The organism is Synechococcus sp. W4D4 (genome assembly GCF_047716805.1).
Taxonomy (GTDB): Bacteria; Cyanobacteriota; Cyanobacteriia; order PCC-6307; family Cyanobiaceae; genus Vulcanococcus.
In genome coordinates, this window is record NZ_CP180404.1 from 2,286,501 (window position 1) to 2,304,774 (window position 18,274).

The following is an 18,274-nucleotide window of genomic DNA, read 5'->3' on the forward strand; positions in this document are numbered from 1 at the left end:
GGCAGCCCAAGCCATAAGAGCGATAGGCCCGCGTCCCTGCTGCAGAAGTTGCCGCCACTGCGCCTCCCCTAAGGGGGTGGAGTTGGGCTGGTGCCGTCTGCGCAAGCTGCCGATTCATCCGGAGCTGGCGGGGGAGTTGTGGTGCCACCACTGGACCGCTCGGCCGCCGCGTCTTCCTGTTGTGGGTCAAGGGGATGGTCTGCAGCCGGCGGTGCGCGACCGGCAGTTGGCCCTGGCGGACGTGCTTGAAAGCTGAAGCAAAGCCAAAGATCCGCTGTTTATTGGCTTTTGTTCTCTAGGCGTCCTGGCTGGCTCGGCTGAAGGTGTCAAGCTGACGCCATCCGGATGGGGTACGGGAGGTTTGAGGTCCATGGTCACTTCCACCGTCGCTACCCCCATTGAGTTGATGTCCGCCCAGGTGGACTGCGAGACCCTCTCCTTCCCGACGGGTGCGGCCATCTTCAGCAGCGGACAGACCGCGAACGCCATCTATGGGGTTCGCCGCGGGATCGTCGAGGTGATTGATTCCAAGGGCGACAAGCTTTGCTGCCGCCCCGGGGAACTGTTCAGCTACGAGGACATCGTCTGGAAAGACGGGGTCTATCGCAATGACGCCGTCGCCCGTACCCCGGTGGAGTTGGTCAAGCTCGATCGCCTGCGCTTCTTCAACCTGCTGCACAACCACCCCACCCTGGCGGTGCAGTTGATCGCCCAGCAGCATGAGCGCCTGCGGGAGCAGCGCTCCAGTGGCACCTGCGCCTACTGAATCAGCGATCCAACAGGAACAGCAGGCTGCGGACCACCTTGGCGGCCAGGACGCTGCTGACCCCGGTTGGATCGAGCATCGGCGCCAGTTCCACCACGTCGGCGGCCACCAGGTTGTGGTGACGGAGTTCATCGACCAGGGCCGCAAAGTCGCTCCAGAGGAATCCCCCCGGTTCCGGGGTGCCTGTGCCAGCCATCACGGCGGGATCAAACCAGTCCAGATCCACCGTGAGATAGAGCGGCTTGCCGCGCAGGGGCTTCAGTGCCTCGGCCATCCGCTCGATCGCTACCAGGCGCCCGGTCTGGCGCAGCTCTGAAAACTCCTCGCGGGTGCCGCTGCGGATGGCGATCTGCAGGAGGTGCTGGCTGGGAAGGACCTCCAGGCAGCGGCGCATGGCGCAGGCATGGCTGTGGTTGGCCCCCAGCCAGTCGTGGCGCAGGTCCGCGTGGGCGTCGAGTTGCACCAGCACCAGGTCGGGATGCTGCTCGGCAACGGCGGCAACTGCTCCAGAGCTGATCGAGTGCTCTCCGCCGAGCATCAGCGGTTTGAGACCCAGGCCGAGGACCGCCTCAGTGGCCTGTTTCACGGCGGCGACCACCGGCTCGGGGGCGCCGAAGGGGATGTCCACCGCACCGAGGTCGGCAATGGCCAGTTCCTCAAGATCGCGATCGAGCTGCGGGCAGTAGCTCTCCAGGCCTTGGCTGACCTCGCGGATGGCGGCTGGACCAAAGCGGGTGCCAGGCCGGAAGGAGGTGGTGCCGTCGTAGGGCACCCCAAACAGGCCCACCCGGCAGCCGGCGGGATCCCGTTGGCTGCCCATATAGATGGCGCCGTCGTTGTCAAATAGGTGGTTCATGCCTTGATCGCGCGTTCGATTGCGGCGGGGATGGCGTCAAAGGCGCCGCGCTGCCAGCGGGGGCTCCAGATCTCACAGCCATCGACTACGGCCGCGGCACGGGAGGGATCAGGCTCCAGATACCGGCGGCCGTCGATGGCCGCGAAGGTCCAACTCCACCAACCACTGGGGTACATCGGCACCCAGCCGTACATCGGGTCGGCGTGGCCAAAGACCTCGCGGATCACCTTGACGGTGTCGATGTGGACCTGGCGGAAGGCTTCGGGGGATTCGCTTTGGGTGGCGAAGACGCCGCCCGGTTTAAGGATGCGGCGGCACTGCTCAAAGAAGGCCCGATTGAACAGGCCTTCGGCGGGCCCAGCGGGATCCGAGCCATCGACGATCACGACGTCATAGCTAGCCGCTGCAGCGTTGGCGGCCCAGGCGATCCCGTCGCCCACGGTCAGCCGGAAGCGGGGATCACTCCAGCAGCCTCCACCGATGGAGGGCAGGTGCTGCTGGCTCCACTCCACCACCAGCCCATCGATTTCCACCATGTCGAGGTGCTGAACCCCAGGGTGGCGCAGGCACTCGCGGGCGGTCCCGCCATCGCCACCGCCAATCACCAACACCCGCTCCACCGAGGCGGCGCTGCAGAGGGCGGGGTGCACGATCGACTCGTGGTAATGCCGCTCCTGGCGCTCCGCGGTCATCCAGCAACCGTCGAGCAGAAGGCCTTTGCCGTAGCGCTCGCTCTCGATGATGGTGACCTTTTGGAAGGGGGATTGCGCTTCGGCAAGGACCCGACCAGCGAGGCCATAGCGAACACCGTCAAAAATCTCGTCCACCCAGCCAGGGGTTGGAGCGGGAGCGGCACTGTCGGCCATCACGGAGGCGTGGTGAGATCTCTCCAGATTTGCGCACCGCCGGTCCGCAGCTGCCCAAGGGTTGATCAGGTGTTCAGCTTCAGCAGTTGTCTGGCGTTCTGGTAGCCGATCGCCTCGCGTTCAGAGGCGCTTAGGGGCGTGTTCTGGATCCAGCGTCCCGCAAGAGCGATGTCTTCATAGGGGTAGTCCGTGGCAAACAGCACCCGATCGATTCCCATGGTCTCGATTGCACAGCGGAGCGGGGCCGGATCACAGACCCCGGAGGTGGTGATGTGAATGTGGCGGCGGATGACCTCGGAGGGACGCCCTTGCAGTTGGCTGGCGTAGCGGGTCACCGCGAATCGGCTGTCGAGCCGCCAGAGCAAGAAGGGCAGGGTTTCCCCCATGTGGCCAAGAATCACCTGGGCATCGGGGTGACGTTCGAACACGCCACTCACCACAAGCCGCAGGGCATGTTCGGCTGTATCCGCAGTCCAGGCCCAGGTGGCTCCCTCCAGTTGGGGTAGGCGGCTGCGCGGTGACTCCGCGGGGATGCCCGGGTGGAGATACAGCGGCACCCTGAGGCGCTCCAGTGTTCTCCAGAAGGGGGCAAAGCCGCTGTCGTCGAGAAAGCGTTGCTGGCTGCATCCATTCACCAGAGCGCCCACAAAACCCAGCTCTTCTACGCAGCGACTGAGCTCCGCGCAGGCGGCATCCACGTCCTGTAAGGCCAGGGCGGCGAAGCCGCGGAAGCGCTTGGGGTGCAGTTCGAGGCTGCGCTGAAGGTGGTTGTTGGCTTGGTGTGCGCAGGTCACGGCCTCGCTGGTGTTGCGGATGCCTTGCACGCCCGGTGCGGTTTGCGAGAGCACTGCGATCTGGATGCCGGCCTCATCCATGGCCCTCAGCCGTTCTTCGGCCAGCTCGGGCAGGAGGCGTTCGATCGCGACCAGTTGGTCTGGGTCGAAGAACGACACCTCCGCGGCCTCCGGCAGAAGACCAGGCGCGGCGAAGTGTTCCTCTAAGGCGATCAGGCTTGCTGGTGTTGCCATCGACGTCACGCGGTCATGGTCTGCATTGGAGGGCTCAACCCTTCCCCATGCGCGGCTGACCAATTCTGGATGGTGTCTTCCAGTTGCTTCACGCGATCAGTTCTTGATCCGGAGAGCTCCACCAGCAGCGGCACCTGTTCTGTCGGCATGACCTGCCAACGCTGTTGGCGGTAGATCTGCTTTAAGAGTTCATCCACCTCGTCGCGGTAGGCCAGGTCCACAGGGCGGATGCCGTCGTCTTCCATTGCGATCGGCCACTGCTCACTGATCGGAATGAAAACCAGAACGTCTAGGAACCTCAGGCTGTCTCGAACGGTGGGCACCAGTGCGTCCACAAAGGCATCGCAGATGTCTGTGGTGCCTTGATTGGCGGTGTACTGCGAATACGCGATGTAGTCGACCGGTGCGCGATCAAAGATCACGTTGTCTTGGCTGTCGTGATAGCGATTAACCCGGCTGGCGTTGTAGTGCAGCTGGATCCCGTTGTGGAGCCGCGTGGAACCGTCTTTGAATTCGATGGCGTACCAATCGCGTAAGGCCCGATAGGGCTCTTCTTCGCGGATGTACTCAGGGTGTTGATGAACCCAGTCATGCACAAAGGTGCTCTTGCCGAGTGAATGGGAGCCCGAGATCGCGATGCGCACCATCTCAAGCCTCTAAGGCTGCACTGATCTCTGGGTTGCTGCTCCAGCTCCAGGGGCCGCTGGTCACGGCTTCGAGCTGCAGCTCCTGGCGCAGCTCAGCGAGGTTGCGCTCCATCAGTTGCTCCCAGGGTTGAGCAAACAGAGGCTTGGCATTGGCCCCCATCTCCAGCCCTTCACTGATGCGGCCAAAGGCGTAGGCCGCGGTGTGGGCCCGCTCGGCGTGGGTCTCGAGTTCGTCGACAGGGGTGTCATCGCGGAACCAATTGAGCAGCAGGGCCATCAGGTCGGTGAAGGCCAGTCCGGGGTGGGAGAACTGGGCGACGCTGACGCTGATCACCCCCAATTCGCCGAAGTTGTCCAGGCTGAATCCCGTGAGGATGTGGTGCAGGTCGTGGGTCGCGTAGACCCGGTAGTTGATGTAGTCCGCGTCAGTCTCGAGGTTCCCGAAAAAGCTGGGCTCCGGGAAGAAGTTGATGTCGTAGCCCATGGCGCCTAGCACCGTGGCGTAGGTGTGCCCCAGGCTTCCCTTGGGGAGGGCCTTGAGGGCGGCAGCGTCATAGGGACCGCTCAGCTGCCGGTTCTTGATCAGCTGCTGGGCTTCGGGGTGCCGGGCGAGGCGCTTGCGGCAGAGCTGCATCGGGTTGGAGTCCCGCAGTCGGTGGGAGAGCTCAAAGACGTTCTGCGCGGAGTCCCCGCCGCCAGCCGCCAGGTCCATCAGGCCCAGGAAGCCTTGGATTTGCTCAGGGCTGGCTAGGCGATCGAGGTAGCGAAAACCCATCGGGGTTCAGCGCGGGATCCTCAAGCTAGAAACGGTTTTCTGTTCAGACCGCACCCTGCTGTTCGTTGCGGATCTGGGCCTTGGCCTGCTGCCAAAGGGTCTCCAGCTCTCGGATGCTGCGCCCTTGAAGGTCGCCGCCCAGGGCGGCCTCGACCCTTGAGAAGCGATCGAGAAAGCGCTGGTTGGTGCCGGCCAGGCCGGATTCGGGGTCAATGCCGCACCAGCGGGCCACGTTGACCAGGGTGAAGAGGACATCGCCGAGTTCCTCCTGGGCGTGGGCCTTGTCGCCTGAGGCCACGGCTTCCTTGAGCTCATCGAGCTCCTCGTGAACCTTCTCCCAGACCCCCTCCATGTCGTCCCACTCGAAGCCGGCCTTAGCGGCCTTCTTGGAGATGGTCATTGCTCCGGCCAGGGCGGGTTGCCCGCGCACCTTGCCGGTCAGGCGATCGCTCAGCGGGCTGGCGGATGGCGGGGCCTCGCCTTTCTCGCTGGCCTTGATCGCTTCCCAGGTCTCCTTCACCGCGTCGCTGTCCTCGGCGACGGCATCGCCAAAGACGTGGGGGTGGCGGCGGATCAATTTTTCGCTGATCCCCTGGGCGATGGCCTCGAGGTCGAAGCGCTGCTTCTCCTGGGCGATCTGGGCATGGAGGACCACCTGCAGCAGCAAATCCCCGAGCTCCTCCTTGAGGTGGGCGTCATCCCCGTGCCGGATGGCGTCGGCCACCTCGTGGGCTTCCTCGAGGACATAGGGAACGAGGGACTGGTGGGTTTGCTCCAGGTCCCAGGGGCAGCCCCCGTTGGGATCCCGCAGCTTGGCCACCACCGCGATCAGCTCATGGAGGGCGTCGCTCATGGGAATGGGCCAGCTAGACCCTCACGATCTCATTGACCCTGGGGCCTGCGGCTGAACCAGAGCCGGTTGAAGAGGGCCTGCAGCAGTGGCGTGGGGGGCTCCATTTCGGCGAGCCGCAACTGCGTTGCCAGGCGATCGGGATCCAGCGAGAAGACCCCGGCATTGCGGGAGGCCATCACGCGATCGATGGCCTCGGACTCCATTCCTTGGGCTTGGAAGCGGGCCCTGGCGATCGCCTGCCAGAGCTCCAGGTCCGCGTCCTTCTCTTCACTGAAGCTGCTGATCACCAGCACGCCCCCTGGGCTGACGCGGCCACACAGCTGCTGCAGGACAGGTTCTTGCTCAGCCGGTGGCAGGAGGTGCAGGACGTTCTGGCAGATCACCGCGTCAAAATGGCTCGCCACCTCCTTGAGCGCGTTGGGCCCCCAGGCGATTCGTTCGCCTCCTTGTGCTTCTGCAATCACGGTGTTGCAAAACCCCCGCATCTGCTCGCTCGGTTCCACCAGCTGCAGGGTTGCCTTAGGCATGGCCTTCAGCAGGCTTGGCAGTTCTTCCCCTGCCCCAGGTCCCACCACGAGCGCCGATGAGGCCGTTGGCACGAGGGCACCGAGGGCGGCCGCGGCGAGCTCAAGGTGGGCGTCGTAGGCGGGAATAATCCGGCGAATGCTCTGGTCGTAGTGGCGGCCGTAGTCGCCATCGAAGTCAAGGTGTGCCATCGCGCGGAACCGTTGCCTTTGCTTTAGCGACGTCTCCCCATCCGTGGCATCGGGTCCCCGTCCTGCACGAGGTGCAGCCAGGCACTGGCTTCGATCCCGATCAGGGCGACCAGCAGCAACCGCTCCGGCCGGCTCCATTGCTGCTGCATCCAGCTCAGCAGTTCTGTGCTCGAAGGTGGGTGGGCCAGGCCCGTCAGCAGCAGGGCGATGCCGATGAGATAACCGACGCGCACCAGGCTGCCGAGCACCGGCGCGTGGGACAGAACGGAGCGGTGCCGCAGGGCTTTGCGGTATGGCCACCAGAGCCAGCGCAGCGGTCCCCAGCGTTGGTAGGGCCGGGAGTTGGTGTCCAGATCAGGGGACAGCCAGAGGCCTCCCATCAAAAAGGCCAGGGTGCTGACGAGTGTTCCCATGGGCCCAAGCCAGGGCCACCAGAGCAGTCCATAGGGCAGGGCCAGCCAACAGGTGGCGCGGTCGTGTTGCTGGCCGCTGGCCATGGCCGGGGGTGAGCGCTGCCCTGCAGAATGCCTGAGCCGCCCGGTTAGCTCAGCGGTAGAGCGCCTGCCTTACAAGCAGGATGTCGCTGGTTCGAACCCGGCACCGGGCATTGCTCAGACCCCAGTCCAGTACTGGGGTCTTTTTGTATCTGCGAACAGGCGCACAGTTTGTCTAAATCAATTTGTGTGCAAAAGCGTGTGCAGATCGCTGGAGGTATCTCCGTTTTTGTGCGCATCGGAGCGGGTTTCGCACACGGCCCTGCCTCTTGATCCCGTCTGTTCGGAGTTGCCGAGCGATACCCCCAGAGCACCCCTCTGAGCGCTTAGAGAGGTCCCACGCCTGAGCCTCATCCGTGAGCGATACCCGAAAGAACCCCTACACAGGGGAGGCGTTCGAGCTCGAGCCTGGCGCTGAGCTTTATCAGTGGGGCGAGGCCAAGGTCCTGCTGTAGGTCAAGGACGGGTGCTACAAGCTCTGCACCGATCGCTGCAAAGTCTGGAACCGCCTGGATGGGCTGACCCTGGTGCGCTTCGAGCCTGAGGCGGCCTGATCAGCTGAAGGGGTCCTTGCCGGACTGAGCTGCCTCAAGGCGTTCCACTCGAGCGATCAGATCGCGAACGATTGCTCTGGCGCGCTCGTCGACCACTTCCACCCCGGCGAGCAGCTCCTCATGGCGGCTGGGGTCGGGGCCAGCCAGCCTCTCGCTACTTCCCCGAAACCCGATGCCGTGCCGAGCCACCCTGCACGCTCCCAAGCTCGCCAAGGCTTTGACCGATGACGAGTTAGGCATAGTGCTGGCCACGATCGCCAAGGCGGCCGATGGCCAGAGCCGTGGGACAGCCGCGCGCGACTTCGTCATGGTCAAAGGCAGCTACCTGATTGGTTGTCGCGTCACCGAGTTGTGCCGTTTGCGCTGGCAGGACATCGAGCCCCTGGAAGACGGTGCCCATATTCATTTGCTGGGCAAGGGATCAAAGGCCCTCACCGTTCGGACAAGTAAGGAGACCCTCGCACTGTTCGAGTCGCTCGGCCGCGGCGAGGCGGGGGAGTGGCTTGGGCACGCTCTTGATCGAAGCGGCCAGCTGGTCCTCTCCCGGTTACCCGGCGCTTCGTTCCGCCGTTAAGAGTTCAAGGGATCAGCGGGTGTTCTCTTGTAGGTTGCGGGCCTGGTTTCAGCGGTGATCAGCTGCTGAAGGAAACGGGGAAAGTCCGGTGGAAATCCGGCGCTGTCCCGCAGCTGTGAAGCGGCTTCAACAGATGCCGTCAGTCAGAACGCCCGCCAGTTCAACACGACGAGGATCGAAATGACTAAGGACTTGCGCGGCCAGCGCTAAGGCCTTGCACTGGCTTTTTGTGGCGCCACAGTCGTCCTGAGCTGCAGTCCAGCTCTGGCGCACCATCCCTTTGGAATGGGCGACTCAAGCAATTTGACTGCTCTTCAAGGCCTATTGAGCGGAATCGGTCATCCCCTGCTTGGACCCGACCACCTGCTCTTTTTGATTGCGATCGCTTTTATTGGCCTTCGCAAGCCAACAGCTTGGGTTCTCCCCCTTCTGGCAACAGGTCTTCTGGGCAGCCTTGCATCCCAGATCGTGCCTCTTCCAGATGCAGTCGCACCGTGGGCAGAAGCGATTGTTTCCTTGAGCTTGGTGCTTGAAGGCTTGATTGCCTTGAACAAGCTCCCGGCCAATCTTCTTCTGCCCCTAGTCGGCCTACATGGCTTTTTGCTCGGCAGCACGATCGTTGGAGCAGAACCAACCCCGTTGTTGACCTATTTCATTGGTCTTCTGGTTGGCCAGGGTGCTCTGCTTCTTGCTGTGTGTGCGGGTGCATCACGTTTGCGTGAATGGCTAGGTGCAAACGGCCAAAGGCTTGCTGCGGGAATCTGGATGGGTATTGGTATGGCCTTTGCCTGGGTGGCCCTCATCGACTGAACTCAGTTTGACGTTGATGTTCAGCACGATGAATTAAGTCAGTCATGTGGAATGTGCATGAGCAAGAACTCTTTGCTTTCTTGCTCACACTTGGTGCTGGTTTATCGACCGGTATCGGCAGTTGGCTCGGGGTGCTTAGCCGCCGCTTCAGCCCAGGCCTGCTGACCACCGCCTTGAGCTTCTCAGCCGGCGTGATGATCTTTGTCTCCTTCGTGGAGATCTTCCCGAAGGCGCGTCAGTCCCTGACCCCTGCCCTGGGCACCAGCACCGCTTACTTGGTAACGGTCCTGGCGTTTTTTGCGGGGATGTTGGCGCTGGCGCTGATCGATCGGCTGCTGCCGTCCCATGAGCTGGCGATCCTGCCGTTGCGGGAAGGGTCTGATTCCTCGGCCCTGATGCGAACGGGCTTGTTCTCGGCCCTCGCCATCGCGATCCATAACTTCCCCGAGGGGCTCGCCACCTTTGTGGCGGCTCTGTCTGAGCCCCGGCTTGGCATTGGCATCGCCATTGCCATCGCCATCCACAACATTCCTGAGGGGTTGGCGGTGTCAGCCCCCGTCTATTACGCGACCGGTAGCCGCAGTCAGGCCTTCTGGATTTCCTTTGCCTCCGGATTGGCGGAACCGCTCGGAGCGCTCATCGGTTACGTCTTTCTCCGCTCGTTCCTCAACGACGTGGTCCTCGGTCTGGTCTTCGCCAGCGTCGCCGGAATCATGATCTACATCTGCTTTGACGAGCTGCTGCCGGCGGCGCAGCGCACCGGTGCAAAGCATCATCTGATGATGGTTGGCGTCACCGCCGGCATGTTGGTGATGAGCATCAGCTTGGTGATGCTCAGTTAACGCGCCCGATGGTTGCCGCTTCTGATCAAAGCTGGCCCTGGTGGCCGCTCCTGCCACTTAGCTCTTAGTTGCAGTAAGAGGTCTCAAGGGCATGTCCCTGAGTTGTCCCTGATTTTTTGTGCAACTGGACTTGATGGTGTGCAACTTCCAGGGAGCTGACCTCGCTTGAATCCTGCTCTACAGGAGATGGTTCAAGACCATCTGCCTGTAGGCATCCAAGTCGGGCACTTCAACCCCATGAACCTTGGCCCGGTCGTCCCAGCGCCGCAGTGTCATGGCATCGTCCATCCCCTCTAAGGCCAACAGCCGTATTGCATCAGAACGGCTCAGCTCTCCGCCTTGGACGGCAAAGCTTCGTTTCGATGCATCCGATAGCCCTGCGTAATACGACTCATCGAGGGAGCACAGCAGCCGCTTGGCTGAGACATGCCGCTGTACGGGGGCAACAACCTGCGTGGGGAAGAACACCGAGAGTGCTCGGGCTGCCACGGCCTCATGGGCACAGTCTTGATCGAGGAAATCCCTCCGCTCATCGTGTTCATCGATCATCAGATGGCCGATGTCATGAAGTAGTGATGCCACCACCAGGTGGGGCTGCTGCGACTCCTGGTGGGCCAGATGCGCTGTCTGCAGAGAATGTTCCAGCTGCGTCACCGATGGGTCGTAGCTGGATTGCCCATGGGTGTTGAGATAGGCGAAGAGCAGATCAACACGCTCTTCGCGACTCGCCGCTTGCATGGATTTCATCCATTCCATGGCGTGGTCGGCCAGTGCAGTCGTCATGAGACGTCCTCCCCGAGAAAGTGGTTGATCAAGCTGACGCGCCCTTCCGCAAGCGCCTTCTTTTTGTGGTCGTAGTACTCCGATCGCAAATCGCCTTCTGAGCTGGCGTTGTAGGTGACGTACAGCGCGCGGCGGGAACGATCGGAGCGGTTGGTGCCGCTGCGGTGTGGTGCAAAGGAGTTGAAGAACACCGCGTCTCCAGCAGCCACAGGCATCGGCGTCCATTCAAGTTGAGCTGCCCGCTCAATCGGGAGGCATCCATCGGCATTCACATCGATCACCCCGTTGTGATTGGCCCCTTTGGCGAATTCCAAGCAGCCATTGCTCGTATCCGCTGAATCCAAGGCCAGCAGCATCGTGATGTGCAGCGAGCCAAACGGGTAGGCCGGGGCGTCCTGATGGGGGGCGTACCCGGCGGCACCGGGGTGCTTGTAGTTGATCTTTTCCTTGAACAACACCGGCGGTTCGCCAAACAAGGCTTCGAGCACATCGTGCACTCGTCCTTGGGTCAGGAACTGATGCAGGGGAGGGTGATCCTTGGCGAAGTCTTCGGTTCGTGCTTTCACCCGGCCATGGTCTGTGCTTTCGAAGTAGTGGCGGCCCAATGTCGACCCGTTGGAGATGTCGTCAATCCAAGCCAGCAGCTCGGCCAGGTCTTCGCTTGCCACCAAGCCAGGCACATGGACGACGCCGTCTTGTTGATGAAGCCCTTTGAATTCAAGGAGATCCTTCGGATCCCAGTGCGTTGTGGTTGTGGTGTTGCTCATCTGATCGGCATCAGGGTGGACTGAACAAGTGCCTTGAGATTGCGGGCCGCCGTCATGGCGATGTCTTCGCGGATGGATTGAACGGCTGACCCGATGTGCGGGGTGAGCACGGTGCGATCGCGTTGATCGATTAAGCCCTGGGGAATGGAAGCGGGGTGGTCCTCTCGGGCCCAGTCCTCCATCTCAAAAGCATCCGCTCCGTAGCCCCCCAGCTGGCCTGATTGCAGTGCCCGCACAACAGCCTGTTCATCCACCACAGAGCCACGGCATGGATTCACCAGCACGGCTCCTGGCTTGCACCGGGCCAACACATCCGCATTGATCAGATGCAGCGTGTCGTTCGTGAGCGGCACCATCAGCACCAGGTGATCACTGCGTTCAATCACGTCGTTGAACTGCACATGCTGCAGCTCAAGACGTTGCTCGGATCGGCGATCAAGACGAACGGGATCGCTGTACAGCAGCGTTGCGCCAAAGCCCCGCATGCGCTCGGCGAATTCCATGCCGAGTTGCCCCATCCCCACGATGCCAACCGTGCTGTTGATCACTCCCTTCGAGTAGAAATTTGGCCGCCATCCAGGGAACTGGCCTGTGCGCACGAAGGCATCCCCTGCTGGGATGGATCGCGCCAGGCTGATCAGAGTCGCAACGGTGAGTTCTGCCGTTGGTGCCGCCAACAAATTGGGGATGAATTGATAGCGAATGCCCCGGGCATCACAGGCAGAGAGATCGAAGTTGTCGAAACCACGGAGGGCTCCAGCAATCGAGCGCAGCCGCGGGCAGTGATCCAGAAAGTCGGCATCGACGCAATCCGGCATGAACACCAGCAGGCCGTCGGCGTCCGCTGCTGCTTCCAGCAGGGCGTGACGGCTCCAGGGCTCCCGGCTGCGATTGGCGGTGACCCGTGCGAAATCGGAGAGGAAGTCGATCACCTCCTCCTGCACATGGTTCGTGACCACGAGATGGGGCCGCTGTTGATGACTCATGAGGGTCGTCATTACACCATCCAATGCCGCAGGGCATTGCTCATCGAATCGAGCGCTGTGACCACCACAAGAACCACCAGCAGCAGGGCCGAAACCTGTTGGTACTCCATGATCCGCAGGGCACTGATGATTTCCAAACCGATGCCGCCGGCGCCAACGGCGCCCACCACCATCGAAGCCCGGAAGTTGTATTCCCAGCGGTAGAAGGTGACATCCGCCATGGCTGGAAACACCTGAGGAAGGATGCTGTGAACGATCACCTGCAGTTCAGACGCCCCCGATGAGCGGGCGGCTTCGATCGGCTCCTGATCGCAGAGTTCGATCGCCTCGGCGTAGAACTTGCCGATCATGCCTACGGAGTGAAGGCCAAGCGCCAGGGTTCCAGGCAGTGCTCCGAAGCCAACCGCAGCCACAAGAATCATGCCGAGAATCAACTCGGGAACGGCTCGGGTCACGTTGAGCACTGCCGTGGCGATCACGTAGAGCGCTGGGCTGGGGCTGGTGTTACGGGCGGCAAAGAAACAAAGAAGGAGCGAGAAGAACACCGCGATGGAGGTGCCTGCGATGCTCATCGCCATCGAGTCGATCAAAGGCTTGATCCAGAACGGCCACCGAGCGAAATCTGGCGGAAACATCTCTGGAAGCAAGTTGAAAATCGCCGGCACCCCAGTGGCGATCCGATTCGGATCAAACAGTCCAACAACGGCCAAGGAACCAACAACCGCCGTGAGAATCACCAGCACACGGAGGAATTGCTGCCGCCATCGCAGCTCATGGCGCCGAAGAATTGCGCGATGGGTATCAACGGAAGCACTCATAACGGAAAAACAAAAAGGTCCCGATGGTGGGAACCACCGGGACAGAGGAACGTGTTCAGTTGACGAACTTGCCGAGGTCGAGGCCCAGCAGATCACCCGCCTTGCGGATGCCGTCGTAGTCCTGATCGCTCATCACGGCGAACCCATCGGCCTTGAACGGCTTCAGGACGCTTTCGTCATTCAGTTCAATGAAGGTGGTCCTGATGGTGTCCTTCAGCTCAGGCTTCAACGACGAGCGCATCGTCCAGGGGTACTGCGGGATCGGCGCTGATTTGGCGATCAAGGTCACCTTGGTGGCGTCGATCTTGCCCTTCTTCTTCAGTGATTCGAAAATCGGGCAAGCCACCCCACCGGCCTGAGCGTTGCCGTTCTGAACGGCCAGTGCCACAGCGTCGTGGGCGCCGAGGAACACACCCTCGTAGTCCTCACCCTTGGTGAGACCATTTTCTTTGAGGGTCAGTTCCGGGAACAGACGGCTGGAGGTGGAGGCTGGATCTCCAAAGGCAAAGGTTTTGCCTTTGATTGCCTCAAAGTCGGTCACACCGGCTTCGGTGTTGCCGATCAGGCATGACTGGTAGGTCTTGGTGCCACCTTTGATCCGAGCGGCGAACGGTTCGATCTCGCTCTTGCTCTTGGCCAGGACGTAGGAGAGCGGTCCGAAATAGGCCAGGTCGAGACGGTCGTTGCGAGCCGCCTCGATCATGGAGGAGTAATCGGTGGTGACCACCAGTTCAATTTCCTTGCCGAGCTTCTGGTTGAGGTAATCCTTCAGTCCTTGGTTGTCCTGAATCACCGTTGCGGCATTTTCATCCGGGAGCAGGGCAACAATCAGCTTGTCGGGATCACTGGAGTCGGCAGACTTACCAGTTGTTGTTTGGCTGGAGCAACCAGTCAGAACAATCGCAGCAGAGGCAAAAGCAACGGCTGAAAAACGCGCAGCTTGGGACAACATGGGGATGAGATGAAGAGCAAGCCTGAAGTCGAGACGGCGGACTTATTAGGTGACCGCTGCCTCGAGCGTGTGGCGATAAAGAGCGTGAATCTCGCTTTCCTCAAGGGTCATGGAGTGCTGGTCGCAAATGATGCGACCAGCGGCCATGCCAATGATTCGATCAGCAAACTGGCGTGCGAATTCCACCTGGTGCAGGCTCACCAGAACAGCAATCCGGTCGCGTTTGCAGATGTCCTTCAACAGCGAAAGAATCTGCACTGAACTTTCCGGATCCAGACTGGCGATCGGCTCATCCGCAAGAATCAGACGTGGTTCCTGAACAAGGGCCCGCGCGATTCCGACGCGCTGCTGCTGGCCGCCGCTGAGGTCTTTGACGCGGGCCAGTGCTTTATCGATCAAACCCACGCGTTCCAGTGCTGAGAGGGCTTTTCGGCGATCGCTCTCCGGAAGTGGAAGCAGTGAACGCAGGAAACAGTGGTGTCCCAAGCGACCCATCAGCACGTTGTCGAGCACGGATAAGCGGTCAATCAGCTGGTGCTGCTGGAACACCATCGCCGTGTCCCGACGGTGGGCGCGGAGCTGCCGGTTGGTGCTCGCGCTGATCTCTCCGTGGTGGCGTGTTCGGATGCTTCCCGAACAGGGCTGAACCAAGACATTCAGGGAGCGAAGCAGCGTTGATTTTCCGGCTCCAGAGGAGCCCAGAAGAACAACAAATTCTCCATCTTGGAGTGAAAAACTGATATCACGTACTGCAAAATTGTTTTCCCCAAATGATACCGATAATTGCCGGATGCTTAACAGATCTTTCATTGTCTTGCTCTGCCAAGCACTTGCTTTGAAAATCTAACCTTCGTCTGGCACTGACGATTAACAAACGGATAAGGATAGGCAAAGACTTGCTTGTCATCCGCTAATTTTTAAATTTCTTGGTCTGATCTTATTCCGTTCATAACTTTTGGCTTCTTGTAAGCGAGCCTGTCGCCACTGGCTCATCGCATCAGCATCCCTTGATGAGTTCATAGCCCTGTTCGATGAAGAGTGTGGGGGAATCGACTCTCTCCTTCAGCGCCTCCGGTGAGCTCGAAGGTTGATCACTGTGTCGATTGCCGCCAGTACAACAAGCAGCGTGAGGCAAACAGCTTTGTAATCCAACATGTTCGGGCCTAAGTCAGCGCGATCTCGTTTTGGCTGGTGGCTTTGTCGCTATTTAAGGCAGTTGTTCATGTAGTCCAGAGCACATCCTTCTGTGTCCGGAACCCGTTGGTCGTAGTGTCAATCCATAAAGTTTTCTTGATGGATTAATGGGTCTGTTCGAGCGCCATCTCTCCGTCTGGATTGCCCTGGCGATCGTGTTTGGGGTTGGCCTTGGCGTTTGGTTCCCTGATGCGGCGGCAAGCATTGCGGCCCTGGAGACAGCAGGGATCAATCTGCCGATCGCGGTGCTGATCTGGGGAATGATCTTCCCGATGATGCTGGCGGTCGACTTCTCCTTCATCGGAGCGATTCGCCAGCAGCCGCGTGGTCTGGGTTTCCTGCTCTCGGCCAACCGCCTAAATGTGGCGATGAGCCGGGCGCAATGCCTCTCGATCGTGGTCGGCTCACCAACGCTGGCGGCAGGATCGGCGAACAACGTCGAGGAGGCGGAGCAACTCAACAGCCTCTGCCGAATCATTCAGGCCAGCCGGACCTAAGCCGTGCCCCTCGACTAGGACTCGGCAGTGAGGACCTGCTGCGTGACCGGGAAAGAGCGGCAGGTCAGTGGAAGGTTCGTGACCTGCGCCCGGCGTTCAACAAAGCCAGAGAGCGAACCGAGGTTGATGACCAGGCTGTCGGGGATGACATACAGCAGGGTCAGACGCTGATCATCGCGGATCGGAACCGGTGTGATGTGCAGCTCATCGTCCCTGAAGGTGTAACTGAAACGCCTCTTGTCGTCAGCACCTCGCTGGAAAGAGGGTGGTAGGGGAGCGAGCTTGTTGTGCTCGCGATCAAAGGCATACAGGCGCTGGGCCTGCTTGGAGTAGATCCAGCCCTGGCCTTGGTCGGACGCAAAGGTCTTGCGGGCCTCGTCGGTGAAGCCGTTCTCATCCTGCAAGCAGACCACTCGTTGGATGTCTTGGTCTGTCGACAAGGGTCAAGGGCTGCCAGTGCAGCCGACAAGCAAGGCAGCAGTCACTGCGAAGAACAAAGGACGTGGCGGCATGTCAGCGACAGAGAACTGAGCCAAACAACTTGAAGAGAACTGCCGGCATGGAGGGGCCGATCAAGAGTGGGGCGTCATTCCTCGGACGGCACAAGCTTGAGAGCAGGACCAAGCTCGTCACCCCCTCCCCTCTTGCGTTAGAAGCGCCAGCAGGGCCATAACCACTAAGGACACGGTCGAGTGATTCCCCGTGATCCGAGACGGGGGAGTGCCAAGCTCCCCCACCTCAATGATCCTGGCTGGGCGCTGAGAGGAAGTGACGTGTTCGCGTTCAACCTCCACTCTCACTGGAAACAGGCCCTCAGGTCCGCCCTCAGCGGCCGGGAGGCATCGCCGGCAAGAAGTTTCGTCAAGCGGTAGCAGTAAATACCTTCCGCCGTGGGAAAGTTCACAGTCATATGCACGATCTACAGACTCCCTTTAGGTTCTTTGGTGAACTGGTCGTTGGATCCGCCTTGCTCCTCATGGCTCGATCACTCAAAGAAGTCGGATTACTCGCTGCAGCGTTCTTGGTCGGCCTCGTCGCGCTCGAAACCTGTTTGCGCATGAACGGTCTGTAAGGGAACCAGCCCCCTCCCTGTAACCGCGATACCACTGAGCTTCATGACTGAATGGCTTAAGAGCCCGAGCGGCAATAGGGTTGCCCGCTTTTCTGGTTGTGGTCTAGGCCGAGCTGAGGTCACAAAAGCGCGTAAAGCGGGTTGGTCTGATCCTCTGGTCGAGCGGCACGATGTGATGAGTCATTCGCAAGCCCAACTGCAGTGGCATGGGTTACGCAGTGAGGGATGGACGGTCACCAACCCACAGTGGTGAAACCAGGGCGGGCAGAAAACTGGCCTTGAGAGCTGAGGGAAGGAAGTAACTCAGGCAACTGTCGTGTCGGCCCTGGAAGTAACAGCTCCTGGGTCGGGCTAGGGGAGGAAGCCGCGTAGGGGGAGCTGCACTTTCACCATCAGGTGTTTCCCCGAGAAAGCAGCACTGGCGATTACTGCTTTCTCGAGCAGCATTTCACATGGAAAGCCTCCGCGCGCTGTGCGCAAATCTTCTTAACTAATGTGATCTCGAATCCATGTTGGAGCGGTTAATCAAGCCGCTTTTGCTGGAAGCCTAAAGGACCACGGGTCGCTCATCTTCTGGATCAGTGCAAGGGTTAAAGCTTCTGTTCTTGCAAAAAGAACAATAAGTTTGTTTTCCACCTTGCCTTGGGTAGGCCAGTTTTAGGTTGAATCCTTTTGGCGCCTTCACTGATACCTATCTGTTGATTGGTCGCGAGTTGGTTGGCCCATGTCTTGATTGCAATGGGTGTATGAGTATTAACGAGGAAACGTCTGAGATTCCATTTCTGGATCCTGATAATTCATCAGCGACAGATGCCTTTGATGATCAAGGCGGCAATAAGTCGGCTGTCTTCCTCGCACCAGCAGAAGGGGGTGAACTTGTTGCGGCGCCATCCTCCGAGACCGAAAGAGAATACGAAGTCGATTTTGCCAAATCTCTTGAGCAATTTGTTCATGGGATAAAGCTTCTTGAGCAATTTGGCTTTTCTGAAATTAGGCAGACATATCCTGTGATTCTGGCATTGATGTGGTCATTGCTGGTTGGAGGCTCTCTTGCAGTTGGAATAAGCTGTATTACATCCATTAACAACCTTCCTGTTCTTGGGGGTGTATTTGAGAGGTTTCTTGAATTGGCTGGCTTTGCTTGGGTGGCTCGCTTTGCGGCATCAAAGCTTTTGTTGCATCAAACAAGAGCGGAGCTCTTCTCAAGGATCGCAAAGGTCAAGAAAGACTTGCTTAGATGAGGTGCCTGGGGTGAGGTATTTGCAAGTTAATTTAAGGTCTATCGTAGGATTTATTGTGTGATAGGTACATCAGTGTTTAATCGTATCTTTATTTGTGTGGCCTGGACTATACCGGCCGTGTTTGCCGTCAGCCTAGGGCGCAATCGTTATTACGTTCAATGAAAGTCGTTGTCTCCATTTGAT

Annotated in this window: 23 protein-coding genes, 1 tRNA gene and 1 riboswitch; of the genes, 8 read left to right on the forward strand and 16 right to left on the reverse strand. The window is 60.0% G+C overall.

From position 1 onward, the window contains the following. Positions 1–76 precede the first annotated feature (76 nt). Positions 77–256, forward strand: a complete 180-nt coding sequence (locus tag ACLM42_RS12520; protein WP_247909928.1) for a hypothetical protein — start codon at positions 77–79, stop codon at positions 254–256. Between the two features lie 114 nt (positions 257–370). Continuing rightward, complete coding sequence (locus ACLM42_RS12525; protein WP_415399299.1) at positions 371–766, forward strand: Crp/Fnr family transcriptional regulator; 396 nt, start codon at positions 371–373, stop codon at positions 764–766. Position 767: 1 nt separating this feature from the next. Here ACLM42_RS12525 and speB read toward each other — a convergent pair whose 3' ends face one another. The 8 genes from speB to ACLM42_RS12565 all read right to left on the reverse strand — a co-directional run bounded on the left by speB (position 768) and on the right by ACLM42_RS12565 (position 7,004). Then, the gene (speB, locus tag ACLM42_RS12530; RefSeq protein ID WP_415399300.1) at positions 768–1,622 is read right to left on the reverse strand and encodes an agmatinase; all 855 of its coding nucleotides are present in this window, start codon (positions 1,620–1,622) and stop codon (positions 768–770) included. After that, on the reverse strand, positions 1,619–2,488 hold the full coding sequence (speE, locus tag ACLM42_RS12535; protein WP_247909931.1) for a polyamine aminopropyltransferase: 870 nt from the start codon (positions 2,486–2,488) through the stop codon (positions 1,619–1,621). Before speE ends, speB begins: the two co-directional genes overlap by 4 nt. Positions 2,489–2,553: 65 nt before the next feature. Continuing rightward, a complete protein-coding gene (locus tag ACLM42_RS12540; protein WP_415399301.1) occupies positions 2,554–3,516 on the reverse strand; it encodes an amidohydrolase family protein in 963 nt (320 codons plus the stop codon). A gap of 5 nt (positions 3,517–3,521) precedes the next feature. Continuing rightward, positions 3,522–4,163: an AAA family ATPase gene (locus ACLM42_RS12545; protein WP_415399302.1), complete on the reverse strand. Its 642-nt coding sequence runs from the start codon at positions 4,161–4,163 to the stop codon at positions 3,522–3,524. 1 nt (position 4,164) lies between these two features. Next, positions 4,165–4,938, reverse strand: coding sequence for a Coq4 family protein (locus ACLM42_RS12550; protein WP_415399303.1), 774 nt, complete (start codon positions 4,936–4,938; stop codon positions 4,165–4,167). A gap of 43 nt (positions 4,939–4,981) precedes the next feature. Further along, on the reverse strand, positions 4,982–5,791 hold the full coding sequence (gene mazG, locus ACLM42_RS12555; protein WP_415399304.1) for a nucleoside triphosphate pyrophosphohydrolase: 810 nt from the start codon (positions 5,789–5,791) through the stop codon (positions 4,982–4,984). Between the two features lie 29 nt (positions 5,792–5,820). Then, a complete protein-coding gene (locus ACLM42_RS12560) occupies positions 5,821–6,507 on the reverse strand; it encodes a class I SAM-dependent methyltransferase (protein ID WP_415399305.1) in 687 nt (228 codons plus the stop codon). A 23-nt stretch (positions 6,508–6,530) separates the two neighbouring features. Further along, on the reverse strand, positions 6,531–7,004 hold the full coding sequence (locus ACLM42_RS12565) for a metal-binding protein (protein WP_415399306.1): 474 nt from the start codon (positions 7,002–7,004) through the stop codon (positions 6,531–6,533). A 38-nt stretch (positions 7,005–7,042) separates the two neighbouring features. Between ACLM42_RS12565 and ACLM42_RS12570 the strand changes: the two genes are divergently transcribed. Then, positions 7,043–7,114, forward strand: a tRNA-Val gene (locus tag ACLM42_RS12570). A 441-nt stretch (positions 7,115–7,555) separates the two neighbouring features. On the opposite strand, the gene ACLM42_RS12575 is transcribed toward ACLM42_RS12570, so the two are convergent. Beyond that, positions 7,556–7,744 carry a hypothetical protein gene (locus ACLM42_RS12575; RefSeq protein ID WP_247909938.1) on the reverse strand — a complete coding sequence of 63 codons (189 nt, stop codon included), beginning with the start codon at positions 7,742–7,744 and terminating at the stop codon, positions 7,556–7,558. Between ACLM42_RS12575 and ACLM42_RS12580 the strand changes: the two genes are divergently transcribed. The 3 genes from ACLM42_RS12580 (at position 7,728) to zupT (ending at position 9,781) form a co-directional block, all read left to right on the forward strand. Further along, a complete protein-coding gene (locus ACLM42_RS12580; protein ID WP_247909939.1) occupies positions 7,728–8,129 on the forward strand; it encodes a tyrosine-type recombinase/integrase in 402 nt (133 codons plus the stop codon). The genes ACLM42_RS12575 and ACLM42_RS12580 overlap by 17 nt on opposite strands. Before the next feature lie 26 nt (positions 8,130–8,155). Beyond that, positions 8,156–8,304, forward strand: a riboswitch (cobalamin riboswitch). Positions 8,305–8,414: 110 nt separating this feature from the next. After that, positions 8,415–8,939 carry a HupE/UreJ family protein gene (locus ACLM42_RS12585; protein WP_247909940.1) on the forward strand — a complete coding sequence of 175 codons (525 nt, stop codon included), beginning with the start codon at positions 8,415–8,417 and terminating at the stop codon, positions 8,937–8,939. A gap of 53 nt (positions 8,940–8,992) precedes the next feature. Continuing rightward, positions 8,993–9,781 carry a zinc transporter ZupT gene (gene zupT, locus ACLM42_RS12590; RefSeq protein WP_247909941.1) on the forward strand — a complete coding sequence of 263 codons (789 nt, stop codon included), beginning with the start codon at positions 8,993–8,995 and terminating at the stop codon, positions 9,779–9,781. Between the two features lie 177 nt (positions 9,782–9,958). Here the strand turns inward: zupT and ACLM42_RS12595 are convergent, their stop codons facing one another. From ACLM42_RS12595 to phnC, 6 genes are read right to left on the reverse strand one after another with little or no spacing between them, the layout of a single operon-like run. Continuing rightward, positions 9,959–10,564 carry an HD domain-containing protein gene (locus ACLM42_RS12595; protein WP_247909942.1) on the reverse strand — a complete coding sequence of 202 codons (606 nt, stop codon included), beginning with the start codon at positions 10,562–10,564 and terminating at the stop codon, positions 9,959–9,961. Then, positions 10,561–11,331: a phytanoyl-CoA dioxygenase family protein gene (locus tag ACLM42_RS12600; RefSeq protein ID WP_247909943.1), complete on the reverse strand. Its 771-nt coding sequence runs from the start codon at positions 11,329–11,331 to the stop codon at positions 10,561–10,563. Before ACLM42_RS12600 ends, ACLM42_RS12595 begins: the two co-directional genes overlap by 4 nt. Next, the gene (locus ACLM42_RS12605; RefSeq protein WP_415399307.1) at positions 11,328–12,329 is read right to left on the reverse strand and encodes a phosphonate dehydrogenase; all 1,002 of its coding nucleotides are present in this window, start codon (positions 12,327–12,329) and stop codon (positions 11,328–11,330) included. The genes ACLM42_RS12600 and ACLM42_RS12605 overlap by 4 nt, the downstream gene beginning before the upstream one ends. Continuing rightward, positions 12,329–13,135 (reverse strand): phosphonate ABC transporter, permease protein PhnE, encoded by an 807-nt coding sequence (gene phnE, locus ACLM42_RS12610; protein WP_247909945.1) that lies wholly within the window; start codon positions 13,133–13,135, stop codon positions 12,329–12,331. Before phnE ends, ACLM42_RS12605 begins: the two co-directional genes overlap by 1 nt. A 55-nt stretch (positions 13,136–13,190) precedes the next feature. Continuing rightward, positions 13,191–14,087 (reverse strand): phosphate/phosphite/phosphonate ABC transporter substrate-binding protein, encoded by an 897-nt coding sequence (gene phnD / locus ACLM42_RS12615; protein WP_247909946.1) that lies wholly within the window; start codon positions 14,085–14,087, stop codon positions 13,191–13,193. A 45-nt stretch (positions 14,088–14,132) separates the two neighbouring features. Further along, positions 14,133–14,897, reverse strand: a complete 765-nt coding sequence (phnC, locus tag ACLM42_RS12620) for a phosphonate ABC transporter ATP-binding protein (protein ID WP_247909947.1) — start codon at positions 14,895–14,897, stop codon at positions 14,133–14,135. A 491-nt stretch (positions 14,898–15,388) separates the two neighbouring features. Between phnC and ACLM42_RS12625 the strand changes: the two genes are divergently transcribed. Next, positions 15,389–15,778 carry an arsenic resistance protein gene (locus tag ACLM42_RS12625; protein WP_247909948.1) on the forward strand — a complete coding sequence of 130 codons (390 nt, stop codon included), beginning with the start codon at positions 15,389–15,391 and terminating at the stop codon, positions 15,776–15,778. Positions 15,779–15,792: 14 nt separating this feature from the next. Here ACLM42_RS12625 and ACLM42_RS12630 read toward each other — a convergent pair whose 3' ends face one another. Beyond that, the gene (locus ACLM42_RS12630) at positions 15,793–16,218 is read right to left on the reverse strand and encodes a hypothetical protein (RefSeq protein WP_247909949.1); all 426 of its coding nucleotides are present in this window, start codon (positions 16,216–16,218) and stop codon (positions 15,793–15,795) included. A 1,294-nt stretch (positions 16,219–17,512) separates the two neighbouring features. Here ACLM42_RS12630 and ACLM42_RS12635 point away from each other — a divergent pair. Beyond that, positions 17,513–18,091 carry a CAAD domain-containing protein gene (locus tag ACLM42_RS12635; RefSeq protein ID WP_247909950.1) on the forward strand — a complete coding sequence of 193 codons (579 nt, stop codon included), beginning with the start codon at positions 17,513–17,515 and terminating at the stop codon, positions 18,089–18,091. The last annotated feature ends 183 nt before the right edge of the window (positions 18,092–18,274 follow it).

What these genes read in the sequence shown, in the direction of transcription:
- ACLM42_RS12560 (WP_415399305.1), bottom strand. Translation starts at nt 6,507, where the DNA reads ATGGCACACCTTGACTTCGATGGCGACTACGGCCGCCACTACGACCAG.
- ACLM42_RS12550 (WP_415399303.1), bottom strand. Translation starts at nt 4,938, where the DNA reads ATGGGTTTTCGCTACCTCGATCGCCTAGCCAGCCCTGAGCAAATCCAA.
- ACLM42_RS12595 (WP_247909942.1), bottom strand. Translation starts at nt 10,564, where the DNA reads ATGACGACTGCACTGGCCGACCACGCCATGGAATGGATGAAATCCATG.
- ACLM42_RS12625 (WP_247909948.1), top strand. Translation starts at nt 15,389, where the DNA reads ATGGGTCTGTTCGAGCGCCATCTCTCCGTCTGGATTGCCCTGGCGATC.
- ACLM42_RS12525 (WP_415399299.1), top strand. Translation starts at nt 371, where the DNA reads ATGGTCACTTCCACCGTCGCTACCCCCATTGAGTTGATGTCCGCCCAG.
- ACLM42_RS12565 (WP_415399306.1), bottom strand. Translation starts at nt 7,004, where the DNA reads ATGGCCAGCGGCCAGCAACACGACCGCGCCACCTGTTGGCTGGCCCTG.
- ACLM42_RS12600 (WP_247909943.1), bottom strand. Translation starts at nt 11,331, where the DNA reads ATGAGCAACACCACAACCACAACGCACTGGGATCCGAAGGATCTCCTT.
- ACLM42_RS12545 (WP_415399302.1), bottom strand. Translation starts at nt 4,163, where the DNA reads ATGGTGCGCATCGCGATCTCGGGCTCCCATTCACTCGGCAAGAGCACC.
- speE (WP_247909931.1), bottom strand. Translation starts at nt 2,488, where the DNA reads ATGGCCGACAGTGCCGCTCCCGCTCCAACCCCTGGCTGGGTGGACGAG.
- phnD (WP_247909946.1), bottom strand. Translation starts at nt 14,087, where the DNA reads ATGTTGTCCCAAGCTGCGCGTTTTTCAGCCGTTGCTTTTGCCTCTGCT.
- phnC (WP_247909947.1), bottom strand. Translation starts at nt 14,897, where the DNA reads ATGAAAGATCTGTTAAGCATCCGGCAATTATCGGTATCATTTGGGGAA.
- mazG (WP_415399304.1), bottom strand. Translation starts at nt 5,791, where the DNA reads ATGAGCGACGCCCTCCATGAGCTGATCGCGGTGGTGGCCAAGCTGCGG.
- phnE (WP_247909945.1), bottom strand. Translation starts at nt 13,135, where the DNA reads ATGAGTGCTTCCGTTGATACCCATCGCGCAATTCTTCGGCGCCATGAG.
- ACLM42_RS12585 (WP_247909940.1), top strand. Translation starts at nt 8,415, where the DNA reads ATGGGCGACTCAAGCAATTTGACTGCTCTTCAAGGCCTATTGAGCGGA.
- ACLM42_RS12540 (WP_415399301.1), bottom strand. Translation starts at nt 3,516, where the DNA reads ATGGCAACACCAGCAAGCCTGATCGCCTTAGAGGAACACTTCGCCGCG.
- ACLM42_RS12605 (WP_415399307.1), bottom strand. Translation starts at nt 12,329, where the DNA reads ATGACGACCCTCATGAGTCATCAACAGCGGCCCCATCTCGTGGTCACG.
- speB (WP_415399300.1), bottom strand. Translation starts at nt 1,622, where the DNA reads ATGAACCACCTATTTGACAACGACGGCGCCATCTATATGGGCAGCCAA.
- ACLM42_RS12580 (WP_247909939.1), top strand. Translation starts at nt 7,728, where the DNA reads ATGCCGTGCCGAGCCACCCTGCACGCTCCCAAGCTCGCCAAGGCTTTG.